Origin of the sequence: Myxosarcina sp. GI1 (assembly GCF_000756305.1) — a bacterium.
In the GTDB taxonomy this organism is placed as follows: Bacteria; Cyanobacteriota; Cyanobacteriia; order Cyanobacteriales; family Xenococcaceae; genus Myxosarcina.
The window spans coordinates 51,490-74,375 of sequence record NZ_JRFE01000061.1; the positions used below are offsets into that span (position 1 = coordinate 51,490).

A 22,886-nucleotide genomic window follows, 5' to 3' on the forward strand; every position below is an offset into this window, starting at 1 on the left:
GTTTATCAGTTAAATACAAATAATGTTTTGTTTATAGGTTCAACATTTTTTCGTTACACAACAAGCCAATCAAATTTTACTAATCTTTCGATATAACTATCTAAACCCCGACAATAAAGCAATTTGATAAAAACCAAAACTTGCCACCCACGCCAAGATTAAAGAAAAAGCCAAAGAAAACAAAGTAAATTTCCAAGATTTTGATTCATTCCAAAGGGTTGCTATTGTAGTCAAACAGGGAGTATAGAGCAAACAAAAGATGCAAAAACTATATCCCGGCGGTAATAGAAGGTTCGTGCAACGAAGTGCAGGGTGAAGTCATTGTACTCTTGTCAACCCCATTTGAAGCCATTTTTAATCGAAATTACTTATTAAAACATTGCCTAGTTTGCACTCTTTTAGGCAATGTTTTTTAAATTAAGGACGAAGTTACAATGCTTTGGTATAGGTGTTTTGATATATCCCAATCTCCATTTCAGGCAAAGTTTTTTTTGCCATAGATGCGTTTCCAAGAAACATTTATGTAATTTATATTTAAGCGATCGCTTTATAAAAGAAGTTCAATCGCTGTATTCTTTGCTGTGCAAAGGTTTTAGAAGGAGGCTGCACCATATGACACGAACCTTCTATTTAGCCCATATTGAAGTTTACTGAAGGGAATCTAAACAACGAACTCGCACCATTTCAGCTTCTCGACGGCGAATCGCAATTTCTGTAGTTGAACCAACTCTAATATGTAACGGTCCTCCAAACCAAGCTTTACGCAGAATTTTAATTTGCTTATCAGGAATAATACCCATTGCTGCTAGCCTACTACCTAATTCCTTTTTGTGGCTTTTTAGCTCTATTATCTTGACTACAGCTAAATTCCCCGACTTTAATTCCAATAAGGTCATTCACATTACAAATAAAAATATTTATTAATAATTATAGATACCTCAAGTAAGAAAAACAATATACAAAAAGCGTCAGGCAAAACAAATTTTGTTTTCAATTTTTATATAAATAAATTGCGATATAGTAATATACTAATATAATAGCATACATTACAGACCTTAAAATTTAGCAAAATTAAGAATACTTCATGCTTTCTTAAGTTTTAATTACCTTCGTAATTGCCTTTATTGCTATTTGCTTCAGTTTCAATTGTTAGCAGAACCTGAATATATACGCCACAAAACCAAAATTAAAATTAATGGAAGTCAAACAATTTTTACAACAATACAGTGCTGGAGAAAGAGCTTTTGCCAAGATAAATCTACGAGAAGCAGAATTAGTCAAGATGAACCTCAGCAAAATAGATTTAACCGCAGCAGATTTGCGACAATCGCGATTAGGAAGAACTAATTTAAGCTATGCCTGTTTACAAGAAGCTGACTTGAGCGAGTCAATTCTCTGGGGAACTGACTTGACTGAAGCAAATCTAAACAGAGTCATTTTGCGAGAGGCAGATCTAAGTGGAGCAATTCTTACTCAAGCAAATTTAGAGGGATCTAACTTGTTAAAAACTGCCTTAAATGGTGTAAATCTAAGTGGAGCTAAATTGTGTCATGCTTTAGCAGTCGAAGCTGATTTTCATCCTGCATCTGATTATCTTGCCAATTTAAGTCAGGCAGATTTAAGCCATGCTAATCTTAGCTATGCCAATCTAAGTATGGCTATTTTGTATCAAGCAAAATTAGATGGTGCAAAACTTTGTCGTGCTAATTTGAGTAGTGGTATAGGAAGCTTAGCTACCGATCTAACAGAAGCTAGTTTACAGGGCGCAGATCTTAGTTATGCCAATCTTAGTGGTGCAATTTTGTCAAAAGCCAATTTACGGAACGCAGACTTGACGGGAACAAATCTCGATAATGCAGATCTGACAGGAGCGATTATGACCGATGGTAGTGTTTATCAGTAAATTCAAGAGAAGGATAATTTTCTCTCTCTTAGATCGTTTTATCCTTCTAATACTAAATCCAATTGGTAAAGGTTATAGAACCCACTTGAGATCTCTGTCTGTAACCATAAGCCTATTGGAAACACTGTCACCTAAAATGTTTCAAAATAACTGGCTCAAACCTCATTGTCTTGTTCGACAAATCAAAATAAGCAACTTTGAAATAACTGATTTCTCGTAGAAAAAAATACCAAATGGGTTCTATAAATCTAGCCAGATTTAAGCCAATGATAATCTGTTAAATTTTTAATTTCTTCTCTCATTTGACTGAGAACACAACGACGTTTCTGTTCATATTGATGTTGAAACATGGCATTTGGTCTTGTCCTAATTGGACTATAAACTTTTATCGAAGCTTCAGTTTTTACCGTCTGTGGTATTCTCCCAATGACCATCAGATCCTGACCACGAATACCAGTTATTTTCGCCTACATAGCTCCATAAAGCCTGATTTTCTAAAAGACGTACTTTAATATCTCGATTTTCATCATATAGTTCAATATAGCTATCTGTTCTTAAAGTTTCAACAAAATAACTATTACAACCATTAGTTCTTTCTTCAATCCAATTTCCATTACCTTGTTCTATAAATTTGCCATTTGTATAAAGAAAAAGATTTCTAGAAGATTGTTGCGTTCGATTTGAATTTTGAAGAGCTGAGTTTAACTGGTTTATGGCTGGGGCTACTAATCTATTATATTCTGCAATAGGATTTCCTAAATACCTCCTAACTTCATAAACTCTAAAGTTGAGCCAAGAACCACACGTATCTAATCCACCCCATCCACATTTTCTAGAACTGGCACTCCATGAGAACTGAATCTTAGGTGCATCCTTTCCTGCACTTACTGCGGTTACATAGTATTCTTCATATTGCTCTCTTTTTTCTTTTAAATAATTCAGTTTGCTTTTAGCATCTAAAGAAATAAGATCTAGATTAGCATTTATTTTTTTTTCATAATCATAAACAAGTTTATCTAATTCTTCAAGTTGTGATTTGTAGCCATTTACCGATTCAGTCCCCCCTCCAATGGACAAAACCCTTTTACTAAGTGCACCGTTACCTGCTTGGCTAGTTACTTCACTCCTAGCTTCAACTACGACATAATAACCTGCCTGTGGCTGAATAATAATTTCACCACCTTTAGGAGAGTCGTTGGCATTAGCTTTACCACCCTGATTTTCGTGGACAACGTAGCATAAATCTCCAGGACGAGGATTAGATATAGTTGAACATTGTTGATTTGGAATTCCTGATGGTATCGCTTTGCTGGGTTGAGGAGATAAACAAATTATTGCAAGTGTAGCAAAAGCATTTAATTTATAAAAATTCAACCAGTTGTATTGTTTCATTTTAAATCGATCTCTAATAATAAAGTAGTTTGATAGCGACTAAAAATTGCTATTCATGCCACAACTAAAGTAAAACTAAAGAAAACAAAGTAAATTTTCAGAATTTCAATTCATTACAAAGAATTGCTACTGTTTATTAGTAAATCTAAGAGAAGGAAAATTATTCCTCTCTTAAATAGTCTTATCCTTTTAACGCACAGTACCCCGTAAAGCCTCTGCATTAATAGGTTTAATCAAATACAAAACCAATAAATCCCAAAAGATGCCAGTAATTAAAGGTAACTTACGGAAAAACTTAAATATTTTCGGTGCTTTACTTGCTTCTATAGCCTTTAACTCTTCATTTCTGTCTGCACATTTTTCTAACCGTTTAAAGAATTGAGGATGATCTACATTAAGAATGGTAGGAAATGCTCGTGCTGAAGTTTCATTGGTTTTTCTGATTACCTCGCGATCGTATTCTCGTGCATCTAAGCCGACAGAGGCGTAAAAGTCCGCCCGTTCGTGAACGGTTAAGGTATGGGTAGCAAATACAGATAATAAGAAGAAACGCGCCCTCAATCTGCCTTTCCAACCTTGCCACATGGATGGTTGCGATCGCAATAAGGCTTTAAAGATATCTCCGTGACGGTTTTCGTCTTGACACCAGCTTTCAAATTTTTTGAACAGGGGATAAAACTGATATTCGGGGTGTCTTTCTAAGTGACGATACATTAGGATATAACGCCAATAACCAATTTTTTCGGAAAGATAGACGGCGTAAATTACCCACTCTGGTTTAAAAAATGTATAGGTGCGATGTTTGGTTAAATATCCGAGATCGAGGGAAATATTAAAATCGCTCATGGCTTTATTAAGGAAACCCGCATGACGCGCTTCATCTCGTGCCATAAGATGAAATATTTCAGCCAAAATCGGATTGCGACCTTTGAGCTTGCGGGATAATTCTTTAAACAACAGAAAACCAGAGAATTCTGAAGTGCAAGAACGTTCCAAAAAGTCTATAAACACCCGACGGGTATTTTCATCAATATGCTCCCAAGATTGTTTAAAATCCTCATCCCGTAAAAAGTGATCCCGATTGTAGTCTGTTTTCATCTCGGCAATCATTGCCTTTAATTCCTCTTCCTGAGAGGAAATATCCATATTAGCGATCGCGTCAAAATCTGTAGTGTAAAAACGCGGAGTCAGCAAAGTTTCTTTTGTAGAGGTTTTTTTAGTAACGGGTTGAGAAACAGCAGTAGTCATAATTGCTTGGATGTATAACTAATTAGTGATGAAGTATATTTTATCTAATAATCTACCGTAAAAAGCAATAAAGTTTTGTAAACTATAAATTTATATTCAATATATTCTTATATAGTTAAATAACGCAAATTAAAGTCAATCGAAAATTTGTAATGAGTATTAAAGCAGCAGATCGGGTCGTATCCAAGTGTCAAAACTTACCCCTCGCAGATTCAAGAGAACGAGTCAAACAATTTGTCCAGCAATTACAAGATAATATTTGTGCTGGTTTAGAACAACTCGACGGTAAAGCTAGCTTTAGAGAAGATAGTTGGCAGAGAGAAGCAGGTGGTGGCGGACGTTCCCGTGTCATTAGAAACGGTAGAGTATTTGAACAAGGTGGCGTTAACTTTTCCGAAGTTTGGGGTGATACTTTACCTCCTTCAATTTTAGTGCAACGTCCCGAAGCAGCAGGACATGGTTTTTACGCTACAGGTACATCGATGGTGCTGCATCCTCGTAATCCGTATGTTCCCACCGTACATCTTAATTATCGCTATTTTGAAGCGGGTCCCGTTTGGTGGTTTGGGGGTGGTGTGGATTTAACTCCTTACTATCCTTTTGTCGAAGATGCAGTGCATTTTCATCAAACTATTAAGCAAGCTTGCGATCGCCATCATCCAGAATATTATCCCGCTTTTAAACGTTGGTGTGATGAATATTTCTATTTAAAACATCGTCAGGAAGCACGGGGTATTGGTGGTATCTTCTTTGATTATCAAGATGGCAACAGTCCTCTCTATTGCGGTCCCGATCCCGATGGTGCTGCTGCGGAATATAGTAATCAAGTGGGTCGGGTAACTCGTAATTGGTCAGATTTGTTTGCTTTTGTGCAGAGTTGCGGTAATTCTTTCTTACCTGCTTATGTTTCTATTGTCAAACGCAGACAAGGTACAAAATACGGAGACAGAGAAAAAAATTTTCAACTATATCGTCGCGGACGTTATGTAGAGTTTAACTTAGTTTACGATCGCGGTACTATTTTTGGCTTACAAACTAACGGACGTACCGAGTCGATCTTAATGTCTTTACCGCCTTTGGTACGTTGGCAATATTGCTATCAACCCCAACCAGGTACACCAGAAGCCAAGTTAACAGAATTCCTCAAGCCTCAAAATTGGGTTAACTATCGAGGATAAGGAAATGAGGTGTTGAGGAGTTGACGAAGTAGTATAGATTGGAGAATCAGGTGTGAAACTAAAAGAAGTGTGCGTTTTGGTTGTGGACGATGAAATTGATATTTTATCTCTGATTGAGTTTGTCTTGGAGGAAGAAACCAAATGGCGAGTGCTTTTAAGCTCCTCTGGTCAAGAAGGTTTGATTCAAGCACAAAGAGAAGTTCCAGATATTATTCTCTCGGATATTTATATGCCTCAAATGAATGGTATTGAAATGATACGACGACTTCGTTCTCAGTCTAAAACCCAAAATATTCCCATACTGTTAATGACCTCTTTACCCCACAACATCCAATTACAAGTGCTTTACCAGCTTGGTATCAGCCAAGTCATAGCAAAGCCCTTCGATCCACTTATTCTTGTCGATTTAATGGTGTCAACTTTTCAATCTAGCAATATTAGCAATGACTAATTACTAATGACCACTAACAACCAATAAAATTCAGGAGATATTAATTATGTGTAGCGATCTAGCCAGTCAATTAAGAGAAGGTACAAAACAATCTCACACGATGGCAGAAAATACTGCCTATATGAAGTGTTTTCTCAAAGGTATTGTGGAACGAAAACCCTTCGGTAAATTACTTGCTAATTTGTATTTTGTTTACAGCACTCTAGAAGCAGAATTATTAAGACACCGCAATCATCCTGTAGTTGGTTCGATCTATTTTCCAGAACTAAATCGCCAAGCTAGTTTAGAAAAAGATTTAGCCTTTTATTATGGGGATAATTGGCAATCACAAATTGTACCTTCAGAAGCAGGTCGAGATTACGTGGCTCGCATCAAAGAAATATCTAATAGCGAACCTGCATTGTTAGTAGCTCATTCCTACGTACGTTACATGGGGGATCTTTCTGGCGGACAGGCATTAAAAAATATTGTCCGTTCTGCTTTGAATTTACCAGAAGACGCAGGAACTAATTTTCACCAATTCGATCTTTTCCCCTCTGTAGAAGCAAGAAAAGGTTTTAAAGGCAGATATCGCGATGCGTTAAATTCCTTGCCAGTGGATAATGAGTTAATTGAAAAAATTGTGGCTGAAGCTAATGCTGCTTTTGCCCTCAACCGCGATGTAATGCACTCTCTAGAACCAGAAGTGAAAGCTGCCATTGGCGACCATGTATTCGATCTAATTACTCGGCAAGATATTCCAGGTGCTACAGAACGCTCTCCTGGTAACTCTTCTGTTGAATTGATTGTGGCTGAGTAACTAAAAGTTTTTAGCGATTGCTTAAATTGTCAAGTAGACCGTATCTACTTTGCACTCGGGATATTGTCTAAATTTTTACTGACACTTAATTTCCTGTTCATTGCTGTTTAATTAGATTTGATAAGCGATCGCTTTTCTCATAATGTTCGTAATTAAGATCGACTCAAGTGGCTGTAAGCTGCACCTAAAGAGCAAGCTGACTTTGTTTGTCGGACTTTACTTATATAAAAAATTGCAGATATGAAAACTTCCGCTCTTTCCGTTCAATTTAATTCCGAGCTTTTACAAAAATACGATAAACCCCTGCCTCGTTATACCAGTTACCCACCTGCGACTCAATTAACTACTGATTTTAACGAACATAACCTTCTCGCTGGTATTGGCGTTGGTAATTATAAACAGACTCCCATTTCACTTTATTGTCACATTCCTTTTTGTGAAACTCCCTGTTATTTTTGCGGTTGCAATACTGTTATTACCCAAAGAAAAGAGTTTGCAGAACGTTATCTAGAATATATTGCTAGAAATATCGAACGGACTGCATCTTTAATCAATTCTAAAAGAACGGTACATCAACTCCATTGGGGTGGTGGTACGCCTAACTATTTAAATTTAGAACAAATAGAATTTTTGTGGACTACCATTAACAGGCATTTTAGTCTCGATCGCACCGTTGAAGCTTCTATTGAAATCAATCCCAGATTTATCGATCGCAACTATATCTATGTGCTGAAAAGTCTTGGTTTTAATCGTATTAGTTTTGGCATTCAAGATTTTAATCCCCAAGTGCAAACAGCGATCAATCGGGTACAGCCAGAAGCGATGTTGTTTGATGTCATGGATGCTATTAGAGCGGCGGGATTTGAAAGTGTCAATGTGGATCTAATTTATGGCTTACCCTATCAGACTCTCGCCACCTTTAGAGAAACCATTCGCAAGACAATTAAACTCAATCCAGATCGCATTGCTGTCTTTAACTTTGCCTATGTACCTTGGTTGAAACCAGTGCAGAAAAATCTACCTGTAGAAGCTTTGCCTTCTGCTGCTGAAAAATTGGCAATTTTCCACATGACCATCGATGAATTGACCAATAATGGTTATGTCTATATCGGCATGGATCACTTTGCCAAACCCGATGACGAACTCGCATTAGCACAAAATCGAGGCGAACTACACCGTAACTTTCAAGGATATACTACTAAACCCGAATCAGATCTCTTTGGTTTTGGCATGACTTCCATTAGTATGCTGAATGATGTTTACGTGCAAAATCAGAAGCGCATTAAAGATTATTATCAGGCGATAAATCGAGGGAAATTACCCATCGAAAAGGGTATAAGCCTTAGTCGCGATGACATTCTCCGTCGTACCGTAATTATGGAATTAATGTGTCAATTTCGCCTTTCTCAATACGATTTAGAAGCCAAATATCATCTCGGTTTCGATCTCGATTTCGATCGCTGTTTTAGTTCCGAAATTTCCGAACTTAAAGCGTTAGAAGCTGATGGCTTAATTAAAGTTTTTGCTGATGGTATCGAGGTAACACCTACAGGAAGATTATTAATTAGAAATATCGCCTCTGTTTTTGATACCTATCTAACTAGACACGGCGATTGCACTTTTTCTAAATCTATTTAGTTAGTCGTATTCTTGGAGTGAGATCGTGCGTATTCTCTTAATCCAACCCAATTACCATTCAGGCGGGGCAGAAATTGCGGGAAATTGGTCTCCTAGTTGGGTTCCTTATGTCGGTGGTGCATTGAAACAGGCGGGATTCGATAATATTCGCTTCGTTGATGCCATGACCAATTATATTGCCGATGATGTTCTGGCAGAAATTATTGCCAAAAATCAGCCTGATGTGGTGTTGGCAACGGCAATTACGCCGATGATCTATCAATCGCAAAAAACTCTCCAGATTGTCAAACAAGTTTGTCCCAACGCCAAAACAATTATGGGTGGGGTTCATCCTACCTATATGTATAATGAAGTTCTTAACGAAGCTCCTTTGGTAGATTATATTATTCGCGGGGAAGGCGAAGAAATTACCGTCAACTTGCTTCGGGCGATCGCGAGTGGTACTGATGTACAAGAAAGACGTAATATATTGGGGATTGCTTTCTTAGAAGATGGTCAAGTAGTCGCTACTCCCGCCCATCCGCCGATTAAAAATCTGGATATCTTAAGTCCAGATTGGAGTTTGTTGGATTGGGATAAGTATATTTATACTCCCTTAAATGTCAGGGTTGCCGTTCCCAATTATGCTAGGGGTTGTCCCTTCCGTTGTCGTTTCTGTTCTCAATGGAAATTCTGGCGAAAATATCGTTCTCGCACTCCCAAATTATTTGTCGATGAAATCGAACATCTAGTAAAAGAGTATAAAGTTGGCTTTTTTATTCTGGCAGATGAAGAACCGACGATTAACAAGCCAAGATTTCTTGCCCTGTGTAAGGAATTAATCGATCGCAATTTAAATGTCCACTGGGGTATCAATACGCGGGTGACAGATATTTTGCGGGATGAAAAGGAATTACCCCTCTATCGCAAGGCGGGATTAGTTCATGTATCTTTGGGAACAGAAGCTGCTGCCCAGTTGAATTTAAACATTTTTCGTAAGGAAACCACCATTGAAGACAACAAACGTGCCGTGCGTTTGTTAAAAGAAAACGGCATCGTTGCCGAAGTCCAATACATTATGGGGTTGGAAAATGAAACCTTAGAAACCATTGAAGAAACTTATCGGATGGCAAGGGATTGGCAGGCGGACATGACTAACTGGAATATGTTTACCCCTTGGCCCTTTTCCGAACTGTTTGAAGATTTAGGGGATAAAGTTGAGGTGCGCGACTATTCTCACTATAATTTCGTCACCCCCATTATGAAGCCCAACGCCATTACCCGCGAAGAATTACTGCGAGGAGTACTGCGGAATTACGCCCGCTTCTACATGTGGAAGACGCTGGAATATTGGTTCGTGCTCGATCCTTTCAAACGTCGTTATTTACTCGGCTGTCTCTGGGCTTTCCTCAAAACTACCTTAAATAAACGCTTTTATAACCTCAAGCGGGTTAAACAAAAAGGATTCCATACCGAGATTGACTTTGGCTTCGATAAATCGAGAATTTTGACTCAGGAACAGATTGCCCAACGCAACCAAAAATTAGGGGCAGACGTTAATTTTGCAGGTACGATAATCGAAACTACCCCCACTACCGTTTCCGCCTGTGGCGCACCCAATGGCTTGCCAGCATACCAGCCCGAATCACAACACAGCGATATTCAAGTATTCCTGATTGTCAGCGACGAACAAACAAGAGTCGGTTTGAGAAATCAATTACGCGCCCAAACGGGAATCGATGTTTACAGCGAAGCTACTAACGCGGAAACGGGTTTAGTCTTACTCAACTCCGTTGCTGGTGCAGATGTTGCCCTGATTGATTTCAACTTACCCGATAAAAACACCGTCAAATTAACCAGAGAATTCCGAGAAATTCAAGCACAATCCGACAATCCCCGCCTTAAAATCTGTCTTTTCTTACAACCAGACTCCGAAGCGCAAATTTTAGCTGCTTTTGCTGCTGATGCAGAGTCCTACATTCTCAACAACGCACCCATCGAACATTTAGCCGAAGCCATCCGTTTAACCCAAGCAGGTTTCTTTTATCTCGATCCCGTAATTGCTAGTCTGATTTTGGCAAAAATCAAATGGCTTCAAAACGAAGTAATTTTAACGAAGTCTTCGCAGGCTCCGTCTTTTCAAGACGGAGTACCGATGACTGAAACAGAATTAGCAGTCTTAGAATTAATTGCGATCGGTACTGATTATGATGCGATCGCATCATCTTTGCAAATCGAACTAGAAACCGTTAATACTTACATTGCTAATATTATCAATCGAGTTTGTATCAGCGATCTGACTCAAAATTCGGTTAAGGCTTTAAATTTAGTTTGAAATTCAACCTTACTAAGTAGCTAGGCAGAATTAAATATAAAACGCTTCAAGTGGTAATCGCCTTGTTCACTTCTCCGATTTATTCCTTGAATAATTGTCATCGCCAAATCGTATTCATTATCAAAGATACGCCCCGCAATTTCATGAGTTTTGAGTTGATGCCACTGGGTTTCAATCTCATTCAATTCTGGACAATAAGCAGGAAGAAAAAATAATAATAATCCTTGCTCTGACCAATTTCGCCAACAAACACGAACTTTCTGACTTTTATGTATCGGACTGTTATCTTGAACAACAACAGTCAATTTTCCTGTTTTCTCAAATAAAGAAGCAGCTTTTTGGGCAATCCAGTTCATTACTTTGACATAGCTTTGACTCTTGAAACCACCTTGAGTCAGACCATTACAACAGAATGTCGGCAGGTAGATGTAGATGAGTGGTAAGATTGCGCTAGATACCTCTACTGCGATTCGTTTTTTGAATGGAAATACGACAATTACCGAAAAAGTGTTGGCTTTACCAGAAATAGTATTGCCCATGATTGTTGTCGGAGAATTATCTCTCTTCTACCTCTCCTAGAGTGACAGAAGAGAGATACTATTTGGTGCTGAAAACTCTACCCGTCCGTTACAAAATTTACCTCGTTATTTGGAGTTTATCTCAGCTTGTGAAACTGTACCATTAGGGAGAGCCACCGCAACAATTTATGCTCGAACTCGGCTAGGATTGAAGCGCAAGGGACGACCAATCCCGATGAATGACGTATGGATTGCTGCTCAGTGTATAGAACATAGTTGGGTGTTGGTGACAGATGATACGGATTTTGATTACGTGGATGGACTGATGTTGGAACGTTGGTAGCCAATTGCGATCGCATTTATTCTCAATCATTTCTACCATCGGGCGATCGCTACTTGGATTACAAATATTTTTGTTTAAATGTTATTTCAGAAAGATTTTAAAAGGTAGTCATACAGCAATTGTCACGATAGTAAGTAGTTAGCAACCTATGCAAATTCGAGAAGCAAACATCAAAGATTCTGAAGGTATTAAAAATCTTTATCTTCAAGCATTTGACAATTCAGAAGCCGAATTAGTCTCTGATGTTGCAGTAAATTTATTACAGGAAACAGCAACAATTAATATAGTCTCACTAGTTGCAATAGATAATGATGCAATCATCAGTCACGTTGCCTTTAGTCCTGTCTTTTTAGATAGCACTAATGAGCATTTTGGTTATATTTTAGCTCCATTAGCAGTATTACCAACTCACCAAAGAAACAGAGTCGGTTCCACAATTGTCAGACACGGCTTAGACAATATTTCCTCGTTGGGTTCATTTATAGTTTTTGTTTATGGCGATCCAAAATATTATTCTAGGTTTGGCTTCAAAACAGAGCTTGCTCGCAATTTTACTCCCCCTTATACCCTTGAGTATCCAGAAGGTTGGCAAGTAATGAAGTTGAATTCTATTGTTTTTCCTGAAGGTGGTAAGTTTAAATGCGTTAACTCTCTTAACGATTCTAAACTATGGTAAACGTTGCTCACAAAAGATTGAACCGAATCTAGGCAGTAGGTTGAAAAAGCGATCGCTATAACGAACGCTACCATAGATTGAGATTTGTAATTGAATAGAACAGACCGATCTATCTTGGTACGAATAACACTACGAGAATATTAAAAACACACACTATAACTGTTCGGCAGCGATCGCAGATTGTAATTACAATTTGTTGTAACCAGATATTAAATTTTTATATAGCTATGTGGTTAAATAGTTAATAAGCTGATTAAATTGTCATAGCAATCGGCTTTGGAATCAAAAGTATGACTATTTTTCCGCAACAATACCAAAACCAACTACTCAAGGTAGTCAATCATTTCAGTAGCTACAAGCTAAGAGCAAACAGCTTTTTTAATTAATAGTTGAGATAATTTTTTTATGACAGTTACATCAATTTCATCTGACAATGGGAGACAAAAACCCCTCAAACTCAATTGGCTCAGCGTTATTTTTTTTGCGATCGTTCATCTTTCAGTCTTGCTAACGCCTTGGTTTTTCTCTTGGAGTGCTCTAGGCGTAACCCTATTTCTGCATTGGCTTTTTGGCAGTATCGGCATTTGTTTGGGCTATCATCGACTCTTAAGCCATCGTAGTTTAGAAGTGCCTAAATGGTTGGAATATATCATCGCATCGATCGGAGTCTTGGCATTACAAGGAGGTCCTATTTTTTGGGTAGCAGGACACCGCTTACACCATGCCTATACAGAAGACATCGAAAAAGACCCTTATTCCGCTCGACGAGGTTTTTGGTGGAGTCACATGTTGTGGCTGTTTTATCCCCGTCCAGAATTCTTTGAATACGATCGCTATCAAAGATATGCCCCCGACTTAGCTCGCGATCGCGTTTACCGTTGGCTCGATCGCTATTATCTTTTGCTCCAACTTCCTCTAGGACTATTACTCTACGCGCTCGGTGGTTGGTCGTTTATCGTCTACGGAATGTGCCTGAGAGCCGTGTTACTCTGGCATAGCACCTGGTTTATTAACTCCGTTACTCACGTTTGGGGCTATCGAACTTTTGAAGTTAATGACAATTCACGCAACCTTTGGTGGGCAGCAATTTTAACCTACGGCGAAGGCTGGCATAATAATCACCATGCTCATCCGAATGTAGCAAAAGCTGGCTGGCGTTGGTGGGAATACGATCCGACTTGGTGGGCGATTGCGGTTTTAAAAATGTTTGGTTTAGCCAAAAAAGTAGTGATGCCACCAGTACAAATTACATAAGGCTATTCTTATAGCTATATTTCAAAACTTGTCGTTTTTTCGTTCGAGTTAATGCGATCGCCCGTTCTCAATTATTGCAATCATTGGGCGATCGCACGCTCGGAAACTATTATTGACATCTTAAATAGCTCTAGGCTAGGACGCATTTGAACTGGGTTGTCTTAAGTCAGTAAAATTTACTCTAATACTCTTGCCTATTGCCTATTGCCTTGTTTCAATTACCAATTTAAAGACATAACAGCTTAGCTAAACTATCTATTCAATTTAGCCAAAACCGATTTTGGTGAAACTATATGTTTATTAATACCTAGTTTTCGAGGGTTAATTCCTAGTGCCAGTCCAATTAATTCGGTGATATAAAGAATGGGCAAATTATAAGCAACATTATATTTCTTCTCAATATCTGACTGTCTCAACTCCAAGTTAGTAGCGCATAAGGGACAAGCTAAGACAATACAATTTGCACCAAGGGATTTTGCTTCGTCTAATAAGTTTTTGGTCAATTCAAAAGCCACATCTTGTTTGGCTACCAGAATAGGACCGCCACAGCATTTAGTTTTCGAGCGAAAATCCACTACTTCTGCGCCACAAGTTTTAGCTAAATTATCCATCGTCATCGGGAAAATTGGAGAGTCCCATCCCGTAATGTCTGCGGGACGAGTTAAGAGACAACCATAATAGCAGGCAACTTTTAAACACGTTAAAGGCTGTTTAATTTGGGAGGCGATATTTACATCATGGGCTAAAACATCCACTACATTTCTAACGCGAATATTGTAGTGGTCAACGGATATACCCATATCGGTAAGAATGGCGTTGATGCGGTCTTTTTCGGTTTCGTTTGACAAAGCTTTAGCTGCTCTGGCAGACTTATTATAACAGCCAGAACAAGATGCTAACAGGTCGAAGTTTTGTTTTTGTGCCAAAGCGACATTTCTCGCTGCCATCGCCATACCTACATCGTGGGAAACCCCAGCAGCCACCGAACCGCCACAACAAGACCAGTCTTTGAGTTCCTCTAGTTGGATATCTAGTGCATCCATAACTACTCTGGTTGAGATATCAAATTCCTTAGCAGTAGTGTGGAGACTGCAACCTGGATAGTAAGAATATTTCATTTTTTATTTGCCTTTGCTAATGCTTGACTAAATTTTTTCGGATCTTGAATTTTTGCTGGTAGGGATGGCATTTTGCCCCGCAGAGCCAGTTTAATGCCTAATTGTGTCTGTCCCAGCATCGCGGACATTCCCCCGTACTTCTGCATCAATTCTGGTTCAAACAGGATGCCTCTTTTCTCAATTAACTCGACAAAGATTTGGTTAAACTTAACCGAATCGTTTTCAATTCCTTGGCGAATGGCGATCGCTTTTACCGCTTCAATTACATCCGAAGGACTCACCCCACGAGGACATCTGGAGGTGCAGATATAACAAGAAGTACACAACCACAAGGTATCACTATTGAGAACCTTTTTCCATTCTCCCCTCTGCACCATTAAAACTAAAGTTCTAGGGGACATATCCATGCGATCGATATTGGTACAGCCACCGCTACAAGTACCGCACTGCATACAAGCTGCAATCGCAGCACCCACACCACCTTCTGCAACTACCTTATCGATAAAGTCCTGATTCATTTTGTCACCGTCTAGTTGACGGTCGATTTTCATGCCAAAAAAACATTTTTTCTTAGTCTTCATGTCGATTTACGATTTTAGTAAACTTTACTGACAAGGTGTTAAATGACGGAAATCGCAAGCTCCCGAATTAAATTTGACAGACGATCCCTCACCGTTCTTAGCAGCTACCGCCATATTGGTTAAATAAGCTACTACTTCCGAGGCAGCAGCACGCCCATCGGTAATCGATTCCATAATTGCTTTTGGTCCAGTTGCCGTACCCGCCAGAAAAATACCAGGTCTGGCAGAATTGTTATTAGAATATTGTTGATGAGCCGTAGCATAAAAGCGATCGCAACCTACCTGAAGATCTGCCACTGCCGATAAGTCGGTATTGCCTTCCATTCCTACCATTAAGACCAACATATCCACACTTAACCGCATTGGTTTGGCGGTAAGGGTATCTTCTAGGCGCAGCAATAGGCTACCATCTTTTTTTTCTCCCGCCTCCGAAAGCCTTCCCCGAATAAACTGAACGCCATACTTTTCTTGAGAAGTGCGGTACAGCTCTTCATAACCGCGACCAAAAACCCGAATATCAATGTAGAGGCAATAGATTTCACAATCGGGAATCAATTCTTTAATCTCTATAGCTACCTTGATGGCATTAGTACAGCAGACTCTAGAACAGTAATTATTATTCACCTGTCGATCTCTCGAACCAACACAGTGGATTATCCCCACTTTCTTAGGAGTTTTACCCGCCCTCGTTTTCAGGTTTTGCTGCTTCAACATGGCATCCAATTCTACCGAGGTGATGCAGTTATCGTAAATTCCATAGCCATATTCTTCTTTAAAGGAAGCATCGAAATGTCTGAATCCCGTCGCAACGATAATTGCAGAAGAGTCGATCTTTTCGCCTGTAGAAGTCGTAACGGTAAAGTTAGGTGCAGTTCCCTCAATTTTTATTACCGTAGTAGTGGTTAAAATTCTCGTTCTTTTGAGATGTCCCTTAAGATTGTCCAGAATTTCCGAAGCATCGGTAAAATCGGGAAAAACCTTATACCAATTTTTGACATGACCTCCTAGTTCTGCTGCTTTTTCAATCAAAACTACATTGAGTCCAAATAGTCTGAGTTTTCCAGTAGCAGCCATGCCAGCAACGCCACCGCCAATTACGATTACTGTGTTATTCATTTGTCTAATCATTAAGGTTAATTGTTTACTGTAAGGTAAGCATTGCTCACTTTATAAATTGAGAATATTTGCCAGATATTTAAGCCATCGTTATTTAAATAAGCCAGGACGATGATGAGGATCGAAAAAGTAACGGATATACCCACGTAAAACTCGCCATTCGAGTAATGTATGAATGACCGTTACGCCTAGAGCAATAACACAAACAACAAAATGTATTTCTCCCCACTGATGTCTGGTTAAACCCAGAAATAGAAATAGCCTACCCGCACCATATCCTCTGAGTAAAAGCTCCAATAGAAAGCCAGTAAGTGCTGCAAAACTCCAAACAACCAGTAGTGCCAAAGCAGCGATCGCTCTAAGATAATTCAAGTAGTAAATTTTGCGTCTGCGTGCCATTTAATCTTCTCTTCAGTAAGTATTTGCTCTTGATAGCCAATCGGAAAAAATAATCCAAAATCCAAAATCTAAAAAGGTCTTCTACGTTCTTCGGCAGTTTTTGACTTATCATAGGGAATGCCAATTTTATCTAGCAAAGGCTCGATCGCAACTGCTTTGGCATTCAGACCACAATTTTTGAAAGGGTCATAACCCAATAACAAGCCTGTTAATTGGGCATAGTCTAAAACGCTGACATTAAATTCTTCTTCGAGAACTTCTCTAATCGTTCCCTGTTCGGCATCTAAAAACACGGTGCATCCTGGACAGTTAGTAAGCATTAGGTTGCAGTCTGGATGTGTTTCTTTAAGGCTGGCTAATTTCTTATAAACACTACTAGCTGTATAGTCTCTATTTTCGGGAAACGCACACTGACGAAAACCCATACCACAGCAATGTCTGCGTTCAGGATAATCGACAATCTCCGCACCGAAAGCTTCTAGCAACCCCACTAAAACTTGAGGAAATTCCGCCCCACCCATACATTCCCCTGGAAAGATTTTGGCGTAGTGACAACCAATATGATCGACTGCTTTAATTTCCTTCAGACTATATTTGGCTTTAGCTGCTAGTTGATGACGATTGGCAAAGAACACATCGGAAGCATGAACTACAGACGGTCTTCCGCCCGATACGTGAGGAATCCAAAACTCTCTGCCAGTAGTTTCTTTTAAGGTTTTTTCTGTATATTCTCTCCACTCTGGTTCTTCTTCCCAAAGTTTAATCATTTCCGTATAGTTAGCAAATGAAGTAACACAGAAGGAAAAAAGATTATCTACACCTAGTTCGTGATGGGCAACAGAAAAGTTTCTCGCTGCCATTACCATCTGGGTTTCCAGGTTAGAAACATCTCCGTGATAGCCAATCGCCCCACAGGAAGTATGTCCCGGTGCTTCTCGCAAATCCATACCCAAGTCATTTTTCAAAATTTTATAGGCAATGCCTTCAGTGTAGGGGGCAGCACTCTGTAAAAAACAACTACGGAAGCAGCCCCATTTATCGCCACCTGGTTCGTCTACTGTAGGGACGTGCTTCTGATGTCTTTCCCACGCTTTATTTTTTCCTGCTACTTTCATGACAATTTATCTTTATTTGTTTTCTTGGAGTTCGTAATTTCTGCTATCGCCAGTTTCTAACCAGATTTGCCAGTATTTTTCTACTTCGGCTTTACTACCCAATTTTTTTTCCATGCCTCGTTCTACTGCATCCATCAAAGAAACTGCACCTGTGGTTTGATAAATTGCTCGTACTTCTGCTAAATCTTTTTCGGGTATCAGGCGGTGAGAACCTGGGCTATTTTCTAAATCCATTGGCACATCCCACCATTGGCGCATTTCTGCTCTATGCTCGTAATAGTATTCCCAGTTTTCACCGAGTTCGGGGAAGTGGGCGGGGGAAATATTTTCGGCTAGGAGGGTGTAGCCTCGTTCGAGCATATTTTTCCCAAACACTCGCTTGGCGAATAACTGTTGTCTGCCTTTTTCTGATTCGGTAAAATAACCGAGACGAATAGAAAGTCGGCGTAAGGCAAGCACGACTGAGGCGGTATTATTTCCCCTGGGACATCTGGTTTTACAAGAAAAGCACTGCCCGCAGTACCAAATTTTGTCCGACTTTAGTAACTCTTTAATTAGTTCGTCATCTTCTGATTGAACGATGTTCATCACTTCTCTAGGAGAGTAGTCGTTAAACTCGGCGGCCGGACAAACCGCAGTACAGACACCGCAATTGAGACAAGCATTCATGCCATGCTGATACAAAATATCCTGCTTGAGTTCGTCAAATAATTTGCCCATAAATCAATCTTGTTAAGCTAGATTAAACTTTTATCGACTTTTTATATAGCCATATAGTTGTATAATAATTCAAACTAGAATCATGACTTTTTTTGTTACTTTTCTTAATGCTTTGGGTAAATTTAATTTATTAGTTTCAGTAATTTGATTCAATATGTAAGAAAAAATTAAAATTACTACTTGACTTTTATATAACTATGTAGTTAAATAATAAATAAGGTTGACTTGCCTTTAACAATGATTGACCTCGAAATTAAAAATTATGACTGTATCTCTGCAACAACGCCAAAGTAACGATCTTTGGGATAAATTTTGTAAATGGATTACCAGCACCAACAACCGTATGTATATTGGTTGGTTTGGGGTACTGATGATTCCCACTTTATTGACGGCAACTATTTGTTTTATCATTGCTTTTATTGCTGCACCACCTGTAGACATCGACGGCATTCGCGAACCCGTTGCAGGTTCATTACTCTATGGCAACAATATTATTTCTGCGGCTGTAGTTCCTAGTTCTAATGCGATCGGACTGCACTTTTATCCTATTTGGGAAGCGGCTAACCTAGATGAGTGGTTATACAATGGCGGTCCCTACCAACTTATTGTTTTCCACTTCCTCATCGGTATTTTCTGCTATTTAGGTCGTCAATGGGAACTATCCTATCGTTTGGGAATGCGTCCCTGGATTTGTGTAGCATACAGCGCACCTGTTGCTGCTGCGACTGCGGTACTTTTAGTTTATTCCATCGGACAAGGTTCTTTCTCTGATGGTATGCCTTTGGGAATCAGCGGCACATTTAATTTTATGTTTGTTTTGCAAGCAGAACACAACGTGCTGATGCACCCTTTTCATATGCTTGGTGTTGCTGGTGTTTTTGGCGGAGCGTTATTTTCTGCCATGCACGGATCGCTTGTAACTTCCTCTTTAGTTCGTGAGACAACTGAAACTGAATCACAAAACTACGGTTACAAATTCGGTCAAGAAGAAGAAACTTATAACATTGTCGCAGCACACGGCTACTTCGGTCGTCTAATCTTCCAATATGCTTCCTTCAACAACTCTAGAAGTCTACACTTCTTCTTAGGTGCATGGCCCGTAGTTGGTATCTGGTTTGCTGCGATGGCTGTCTGCTGCTTTGCCTTTAACCTCAATGGTTTTAACTTCAATCAATCTGTTTTAGACGCTCAAGGTCGGGTCGTTAACACCTGGGCTGATGTTTTGAACCGTGCTGGTTTGGGTATTGAAGCCATGCACGAACGCAACGTTCATAACTTCCCCTTAGACTTGGCTTCGGGAGAAATTCAACCTCTTGCTTTACTTGCCCCCGCTGTTCACAGCTAATTGGCGATTTATTGCGTTCATGCCAATTTCCTTCTAACTTCCTTCTAATATTTTAAGCAACCCAGGTTTTAATTACTTCGGGTTGTTTTTTTATAGCTAAATAACTATATAATTATTTAAAGCGTTATTTTGAATTAGCAATCGCTTTTAATACTGCTATTCAACAGTTAAATAACAACATATTATGACCACACTTCCACCGCTTCGTATTAGAAAACATCTTGCTCCCTACCCAATTATTCAAGGAGGCATGGGGATTAGAATTTCTGGAGCCAATCTTGCCAGTGCTGTAACCAATGCTGGCGGTATTGGTATTATTTCGGCAGTTTGCCTGGGACTTAACTCTCCTTATTACTCAAAAGGTAATTTGTTTAAAGCCAATCGTTTGGCATTAATTGATGAAATAAACCAAGCTCGTCAACTTAGTCCCCAAGGTATTATCGGAATTAATGTCATGGTAGCGGTAAGGGATTACGAAACTTTAGTTCGTACTGCTGCCGAATCTGGTGTCGATCTAATTATTTCTGGTGCGGGATTACCCTTGCATCTACCTGAATATACTGCTGACTATCCCGATGTGGCATTAGTGCCGATTATTTCGAGTACCCGTGCTGCTAAGGTCATCTGTCGGAAATGGGAACGTCAATACAACCGTTTACCCGATGCTTTTGTAGTAGAAAATCCGAATCGAGCAGGGGGTCATCTAGGAGCAAAATATGGAGAATTATCCAGTACCAAACTAGAAGCCGAGCAAGTCATCCCCGAATTAGTCAACTATCTGCAAAATGAATTAGGACAAGACATACCTGTAATTGCTGCGGAAGGTATTTGGGATCGTCAAGATCTAGAGCGCGTTATGGCTTTGGGAGCTAGGGGAGTGCAAATCGGCACGCGCTTCATAACTACCGATGAATGCGATGCAGATCTTCGTTATAAAGAATTTCATCTCCATGCCAGTCCCGAAGATGTGCCAATTGTTCCTTCTCCTGTAGGGATGCCAGGTAGAGCTTTACGCAATCAATTTGTGGAAAAAATTTTACAAGATTCTCCAGATTTAGATAAAAAATGTCTGGCTAACTGTTTGCAAGTATGTCGCTGCCGAGATACCAAAGAAACCTACTGCATCGTCCGCGCTTTAGATCGGGCTGCTCGCGGTAATGTAGAAGAAGGTTTGATTTTTGCTGGCACTAATGCAGGACGTGCTGACAAGATTGTCCCCGTTAAAGAGTTGATGGCAGAATTAGTCAATGCTTAATTCTCCAGAAGGACTGGCAAACTCTTTTTAAAGTTTATTTTGTAGAAGGACCGAAAGCACTTAACCGTTTGAATTTCTCCGCTTTTTGCTGCATCCGTTGGTATAGGCGATCGCAAACTAACTCGCATAGCTCGAAAATCATTGGATCTTGAATTTCGTAATAGACAGCTACCCCTTGAGGTTTACGGGATAAGATTTCTGCTTCTGTAAGCATTTTGAGGTGTTTGGATAGATTTGCTTGTCCCAAACCAGTAGCTTCCCCGATCTCACTGACATTCATCGCTCCTTCTCTCAAGCAGCTTAAGATTTGCAACCGACTAATTTCTGATAATACTTTAAAATAATCGGCAACTGGGGCAAGATATTCGGGGGGTTTAGCTGTCTTGACGCGAGAGTCAGTTTTGGGCATGGACGAAATAGAAATAATTTCATTATTTTATATAACTATATAGTATTCTAACAAAAAAGTAAAACTAGGAAAACTGTGCCAGAGTCGATACCAACACAGTTTTCTAAATATTTTCTTCCCGTCGTTGCAAATTTCTTAAGAGCAAGCCAATTAAAATTAATCCCAAGACAGGAATAGCGGCGAAGATATAAATCAGTGGTGCAATAAATTATTGCGCACGCGCTTGTTCTGAAAAAGCCGGGGTGCTAATGGTAATAAAACAGCCCTGATTAAAGTCATCCAAGTAGCAATAGTGGCTATTTTATAGTGACTAGCTTGTAATTTGTCAGTAGTTTGTTGAAGACGATCTTGGCAATACAAAAGAGCTAGAATGTAACAAAAGATATTATGTCCAGTCAGAAATAACCTGGCTAAGGGGCTAATCTTTGAATTTTCCAGGTTGATTCAGCATCTATGTAAGAATACAAAAAGCGGTCGTGTAGACGATTTGGTCTGCCTTGCCAAAATTCAAAACTTTGCGGCACGACGCGATAACCACCCCAAGCTGAAGGTAAGGGAATTTTTCGTTCTCGAAACTTACGTTTTATCTCGTCAAATTTTATTTCTAGCATCTGGCGAGAAGAAATCACCGAACTTTGTTGGGAACACCATGCGCCAAGCTGACTGCCTCTAGGACGAGTGGCGAAATAATTAAGTGATTCGGCAGTAGAAATTTTAACAGCCTTGCCAGAGATTTGTACTTGTCGTTCTAAAGCTACCCAGAAAAACAATAAAGATACTTGAGGATTGGCTTTGATTTCTTGAGCTTTACGGCTTTTGTAGTTAGTAAAAAAAACCAATCCCTGGCGATCGAAGTATTTTAATAGTACTATTCGTTGTGAAGGCATACCAGTAATAGAAACAGTAGCCAAATTCATCGCATTGGGTTCTGGCAGATCGGAAGCACAAGCTTGTTGAAACCACAATTCAAATTGCTGAAAAGGATCGGGAGCGAGTTGTTCTCTTCTTAATCCCTCTAAAGTATACTCAGTTCTGAGGTCGCTGATATCCATTTGTTTGTTAGTGGTTAGTAGTTGAATGTTAATACTTAAGAGTCCTTAATCCTTAATTTTAA

Annotated in this window: 22 protein-coding genes and 3 pseudogenes; 11 read left to right on the forward strand and 14 right to left on the reverse strand. The window is 39.4% G+C overall.

What is annotated here, in order from left to right; genetic code table 11:
• Positions 1 to 96: 96 nt before the first annotated feature.
• Positions 97 to 276, reverse strand: a pseudogene (locus KV40_RS37530) (hypothetical protein); the annotation flags it as partial.
• Positions 277 to 647: 371 nt separating this feature from the next.
• Positions 648 to 896, reverse strand: a complete 249-nt coding sequence (locus tag KV40_RS30825; protein WP_036489429.1) for a FeoA family protein — start codon at positions 894 to 896, stop codon at positions 648 to 650.
• Positions 897 to 1,195: 299 nt separating this feature from the next.
• On the opposite strand from KV40_RS30825, the gene hetL reads away from it, so the two are divergent.
• On the forward strand, positions 1,196 to 1,903 hold the full coding sequence (hetL, locus tag KV40_RS30830; RefSeq protein WP_036489431.1) for a heterocyst differentiation pentapeptide repeat protein HetL: 708 nt from the start codon (positions 1,196 to 1,198) through the stop codon (positions 1,901 to 1,903).
• 396 nt (positions 1,904 to 2,299) lie between these two features.
• Here the strand turns inward: hetL and KV40_RS30835 are convergent, their stop codons facing one another.
• Together KV40_RS30835 and acsF are read right to left on the reverse strand one after the other, a co-directional pair.
• On the reverse strand, positions 2,300 to 3,295 hold the full coding sequence (locus KV40_RS30835) for a hypothetical protein (protein ID WP_036489432.1): 996 nt from the start codon (positions 3,293 to 3,295) through the stop codon (positions 2,300 to 2,302).
• Positions 3,296 to 3,484: 189 nt separating this feature from the next.
• Positions 3,485 to 4,543, reverse strand: a complete 1,059-nt coding sequence (acsF, locus tag KV40_RS30840; protein WP_036489434.1) for a magnesium-protoporphyrin IX monomethyl ester (oxidative) cyclase — start codon at positions 4,541 to 4,543, stop codon at positions 3,485 to 3,487.
• Between the two features lie 152 nt (positions 4,544 to 4,695).
• Here acsF and hemF point away from each other — a divergent pair, with 152 nt between their 5' ends.
• From hemF to bchE, 5 genes are all read left to right on the forward strand, one after another.
• Positions 4,696 to 5,721, forward strand: coding sequence for an oxygen-dependent coproporphyrinogen oxidase (hemF, locus tag KV40_RS30845; protein ID WP_036489436.1), 1,026 nt, complete (start codon positions 4,696 to 4,698; stop codon positions 5,719 to 5,721).
• Between the two features lie 82 nt (positions 5,722 to 5,803).
• A complete protein-coding gene (locus KV40_RS30850) occupies positions 5,804 to 6,172 on the forward strand; it encodes a response regulator (RefSeq protein ID WP_172657369.1) in 369 nt (122 codons plus the stop codon).
• 46 nt (positions 6,173 to 6,218) lie between these two features.
• Complete coding sequence (locus KV40_RS30855; protein WP_036489439.1) at positions 6,219 to 6,971, forward strand: heme oxygenase (biliverdin-producing); 753 nt, start codon at positions 6,219 to 6,221, stop codon at positions 6,969 to 6,971.
• Between the two features lie 240 nt (positions 6,972 to 7,211).
• Complete coding sequence (gene hemN / locus KV40_RS30860) at positions 7,212 to 8,609, forward strand: oxygen-independent coproporphyrinogen III oxidase (RefSeq protein ID WP_036489441.1); 1,398 nt, start codon at positions 7,212 to 7,214, stop codon at positions 8,607 to 8,609.
• 25 nt (positions 8,610 to 8,634) lie between these two features.
• Positions 8,635 to 10,923: a magnesium-protoporphyrin IX monomethyl ester anaerobic oxidative cyclase gene (bchE, locus tag KV40_RS30865; protein ID WP_036489443.1), complete on the forward strand. Its 2,289-nt coding sequence runs from the start codon at positions 8,635 to 8,637 to the stop codon at positions 10,921 to 10,923.
• A 20-nt stretch (positions 10,924 to 10,943) separates the two neighbouring features.
• Here the strand turns inward: bchE and KV40_RS36480 are convergent, their stop codons facing one another.
• A complete protein-coding gene (locus KV40_RS36480; protein ID WP_081942980.1) occupies positions 10,944 to 11,462 on the reverse strand; it encodes a transposase in 519 nt (172 codons plus the stop codon).
• Here KV40_RS36480 and KV40_RS37535 point away from each other — a divergent pair.
• From KV40_RS37535 to KV40_RS30880, 3 genes and pseudogenes are all read left to right on the forward strand, one after another.
• Positions 11,356 to 11,784: pseudogene (locus tag KV40_RS37535) on the forward strand (type II toxin-antitoxin system VapC family toxin). The gene KV40_RS36480 and the pseudogene KV40_RS37535 overlap by 107 nt on opposite strands.
• Positions 11,785 to 11,932: 148 nt before the next feature.
• On the forward strand, positions 11,933 to 12,460 hold the full coding sequence (locus tag KV40_RS30875; RefSeq protein WP_036489445.1) for a GNAT family N-acetyltransferase: 528 nt from the start codon (positions 11,933 to 11,935) through the stop codon (positions 12,458 to 12,460).
• Positions 12,461 to 12,865: 405 nt separating this feature from the next.
• Positions 12,866 to 13,714, forward strand: coding sequence for a fatty acid desaturase (locus KV40_RS30880; protein ID WP_036489448.1), 849 nt, complete (start codon positions 12,866 to 12,868; stop codon positions 13,712 to 13,714).
• Positions 13,715 to 13,965: 251 nt separating this feature from the next.
• Here the strand turns inward: KV40_RS30880 and KV40_RS30885 are convergent, their stop codons facing one another.
• From KV40_RS30885 to KV40_RS30910, 6 genes are all read right to left on the reverse strand, one after another.
• Positions 13,966 to 14,832 carry a CoB--CoM heterodisulfide reductase iron-sulfur subunit B family protein gene (locus KV40_RS30885; protein WP_036489450.1) on the reverse strand — a complete coding sequence of 289 codons (867 nt, stop codon included), beginning with the start codon at positions 14,830 to 14,832 and terminating at the stop codon, positions 13,966 to 13,968.
• Entirely contained in the window at positions 14,829 to 15,413 is a 585-nt protein-coding gene (locus KV40_RS30890; protein ID WP_036489453.1) for a 4Fe-4S dicluster domain-containing protein, read from the reverse strand. The genes KV40_RS30885 and KV40_RS30890 overlap by 4 nt, the downstream gene beginning before the upstream one ends.
• A gap of 24 nt (positions 15,414 to 15,437) precedes the next feature.
• Positions 15,438 to 16,529, reverse strand: coding sequence for an FAD-dependent oxidoreductase (locus KV40_RS30895; protein WP_036489515.1), 1,092 nt, complete (start codon positions 16,527 to 16,529; stop codon positions 15,438 to 15,440).
• A 90-nt stretch (positions 16,530 to 16,619) separates the two neighbouring features.
• Positions 16,620 to 16,928, reverse strand: coding sequence for a DUF4405 domain-containing protein (locus KV40_RS30900; RefSeq protein ID WP_036489456.1), 309 nt, complete (start codon positions 16,926 to 16,928; stop codon positions 16,620 to 16,622).
• Between the two features lie 68 nt (positions 16,929 to 16,996).
• Positions 16,997 to 18,043 (reverse strand): heterodisulfide reductase-related iron-sulfur binding cluster, encoded by a 1,047-nt coding sequence (locus KV40_RS30905; RefSeq protein WP_036489459.1) that lies wholly within the window; start codon positions 18,041 to 18,043, stop codon positions 16,997 to 16,999.
• A gap of 12 nt (positions 18,044 to 18,055) precedes the next feature.
• Positions 18,056 to 18,763 carry a 4Fe-4S dicluster domain-containing protein gene (locus tag KV40_RS30910; protein ID WP_036489463.1) on the reverse strand — a complete coding sequence of 236 codons (708 nt, stop codon included), beginning with the start codon at positions 18,761 to 18,763 and terminating at the stop codon, positions 18,056 to 18,058.
• A gap of 262 nt (positions 18,764 to 19,025) precedes the next feature.
• Between KV40_RS30910 and psbA the strand changes: the two genes are divergently transcribed.
• Together psbA and KV40_RS30920 are read left to right on the forward strand one after the other, a co-directional pair.
• Positions 19,026 to 20,108 carry a photosystem II q(b) protein gene (gene psbA, locus KV40_RS30915; protein WP_036489465.1) on the forward strand — a complete coding sequence of 361 codons (1,083 nt, stop codon included), beginning with the start codon at positions 19,026 to 19,028 and terminating at the stop codon, positions 20,106 to 20,108.
• A 184-nt stretch (positions 20,109 to 20,292) separates the two neighbouring features.
• Entirely contained in the window at positions 20,293 to 21,363 is a 1,071-nt protein-coding gene (locus KV40_RS30920) for a nitronate monooxygenase family protein (RefSeq protein ID WP_036489468.1), read from the forward strand.
• A 34-nt stretch (positions 21,364 to 21,397) separates the two neighbouring features.
• Here the strand turns inward: KV40_RS30920 and KV40_RS30925 are convergent, their stop codons facing one another.
• From KV40_RS30925 to pdxH, 3 genes and pseudogenes are all read right to left on the reverse strand, one after another.
• Entirely contained in the window at positions 21,398 to 21,772 is a 375-nt protein-coding gene (locus KV40_RS30925) for a helix-turn-helix transcriptional regulator (protein ID WP_036489471.1), read from the reverse strand.
• Positions 21,773 to 21,881: 109 nt separating this feature from the next.
• Positions 21,882 to 22,075: pseudogene (locus tag KV40_RS37540) on the reverse strand (cytochrome oxidase); the annotation flags it as partial.
• A gap of 107 nt (positions 22,076 to 22,182) precedes the next feature.
• Entirely contained in the window at positions 22,183 to 22,824 is a 642-nt protein-coding gene (pdxH, locus tag KV40_RS30930; protein WP_036489473.1) for a pyridoxamine 5'-phosphate oxidase, read from the reverse strand.
• Positions 22,825 to 22,886 lie beyond the last annotated feature (62 nt).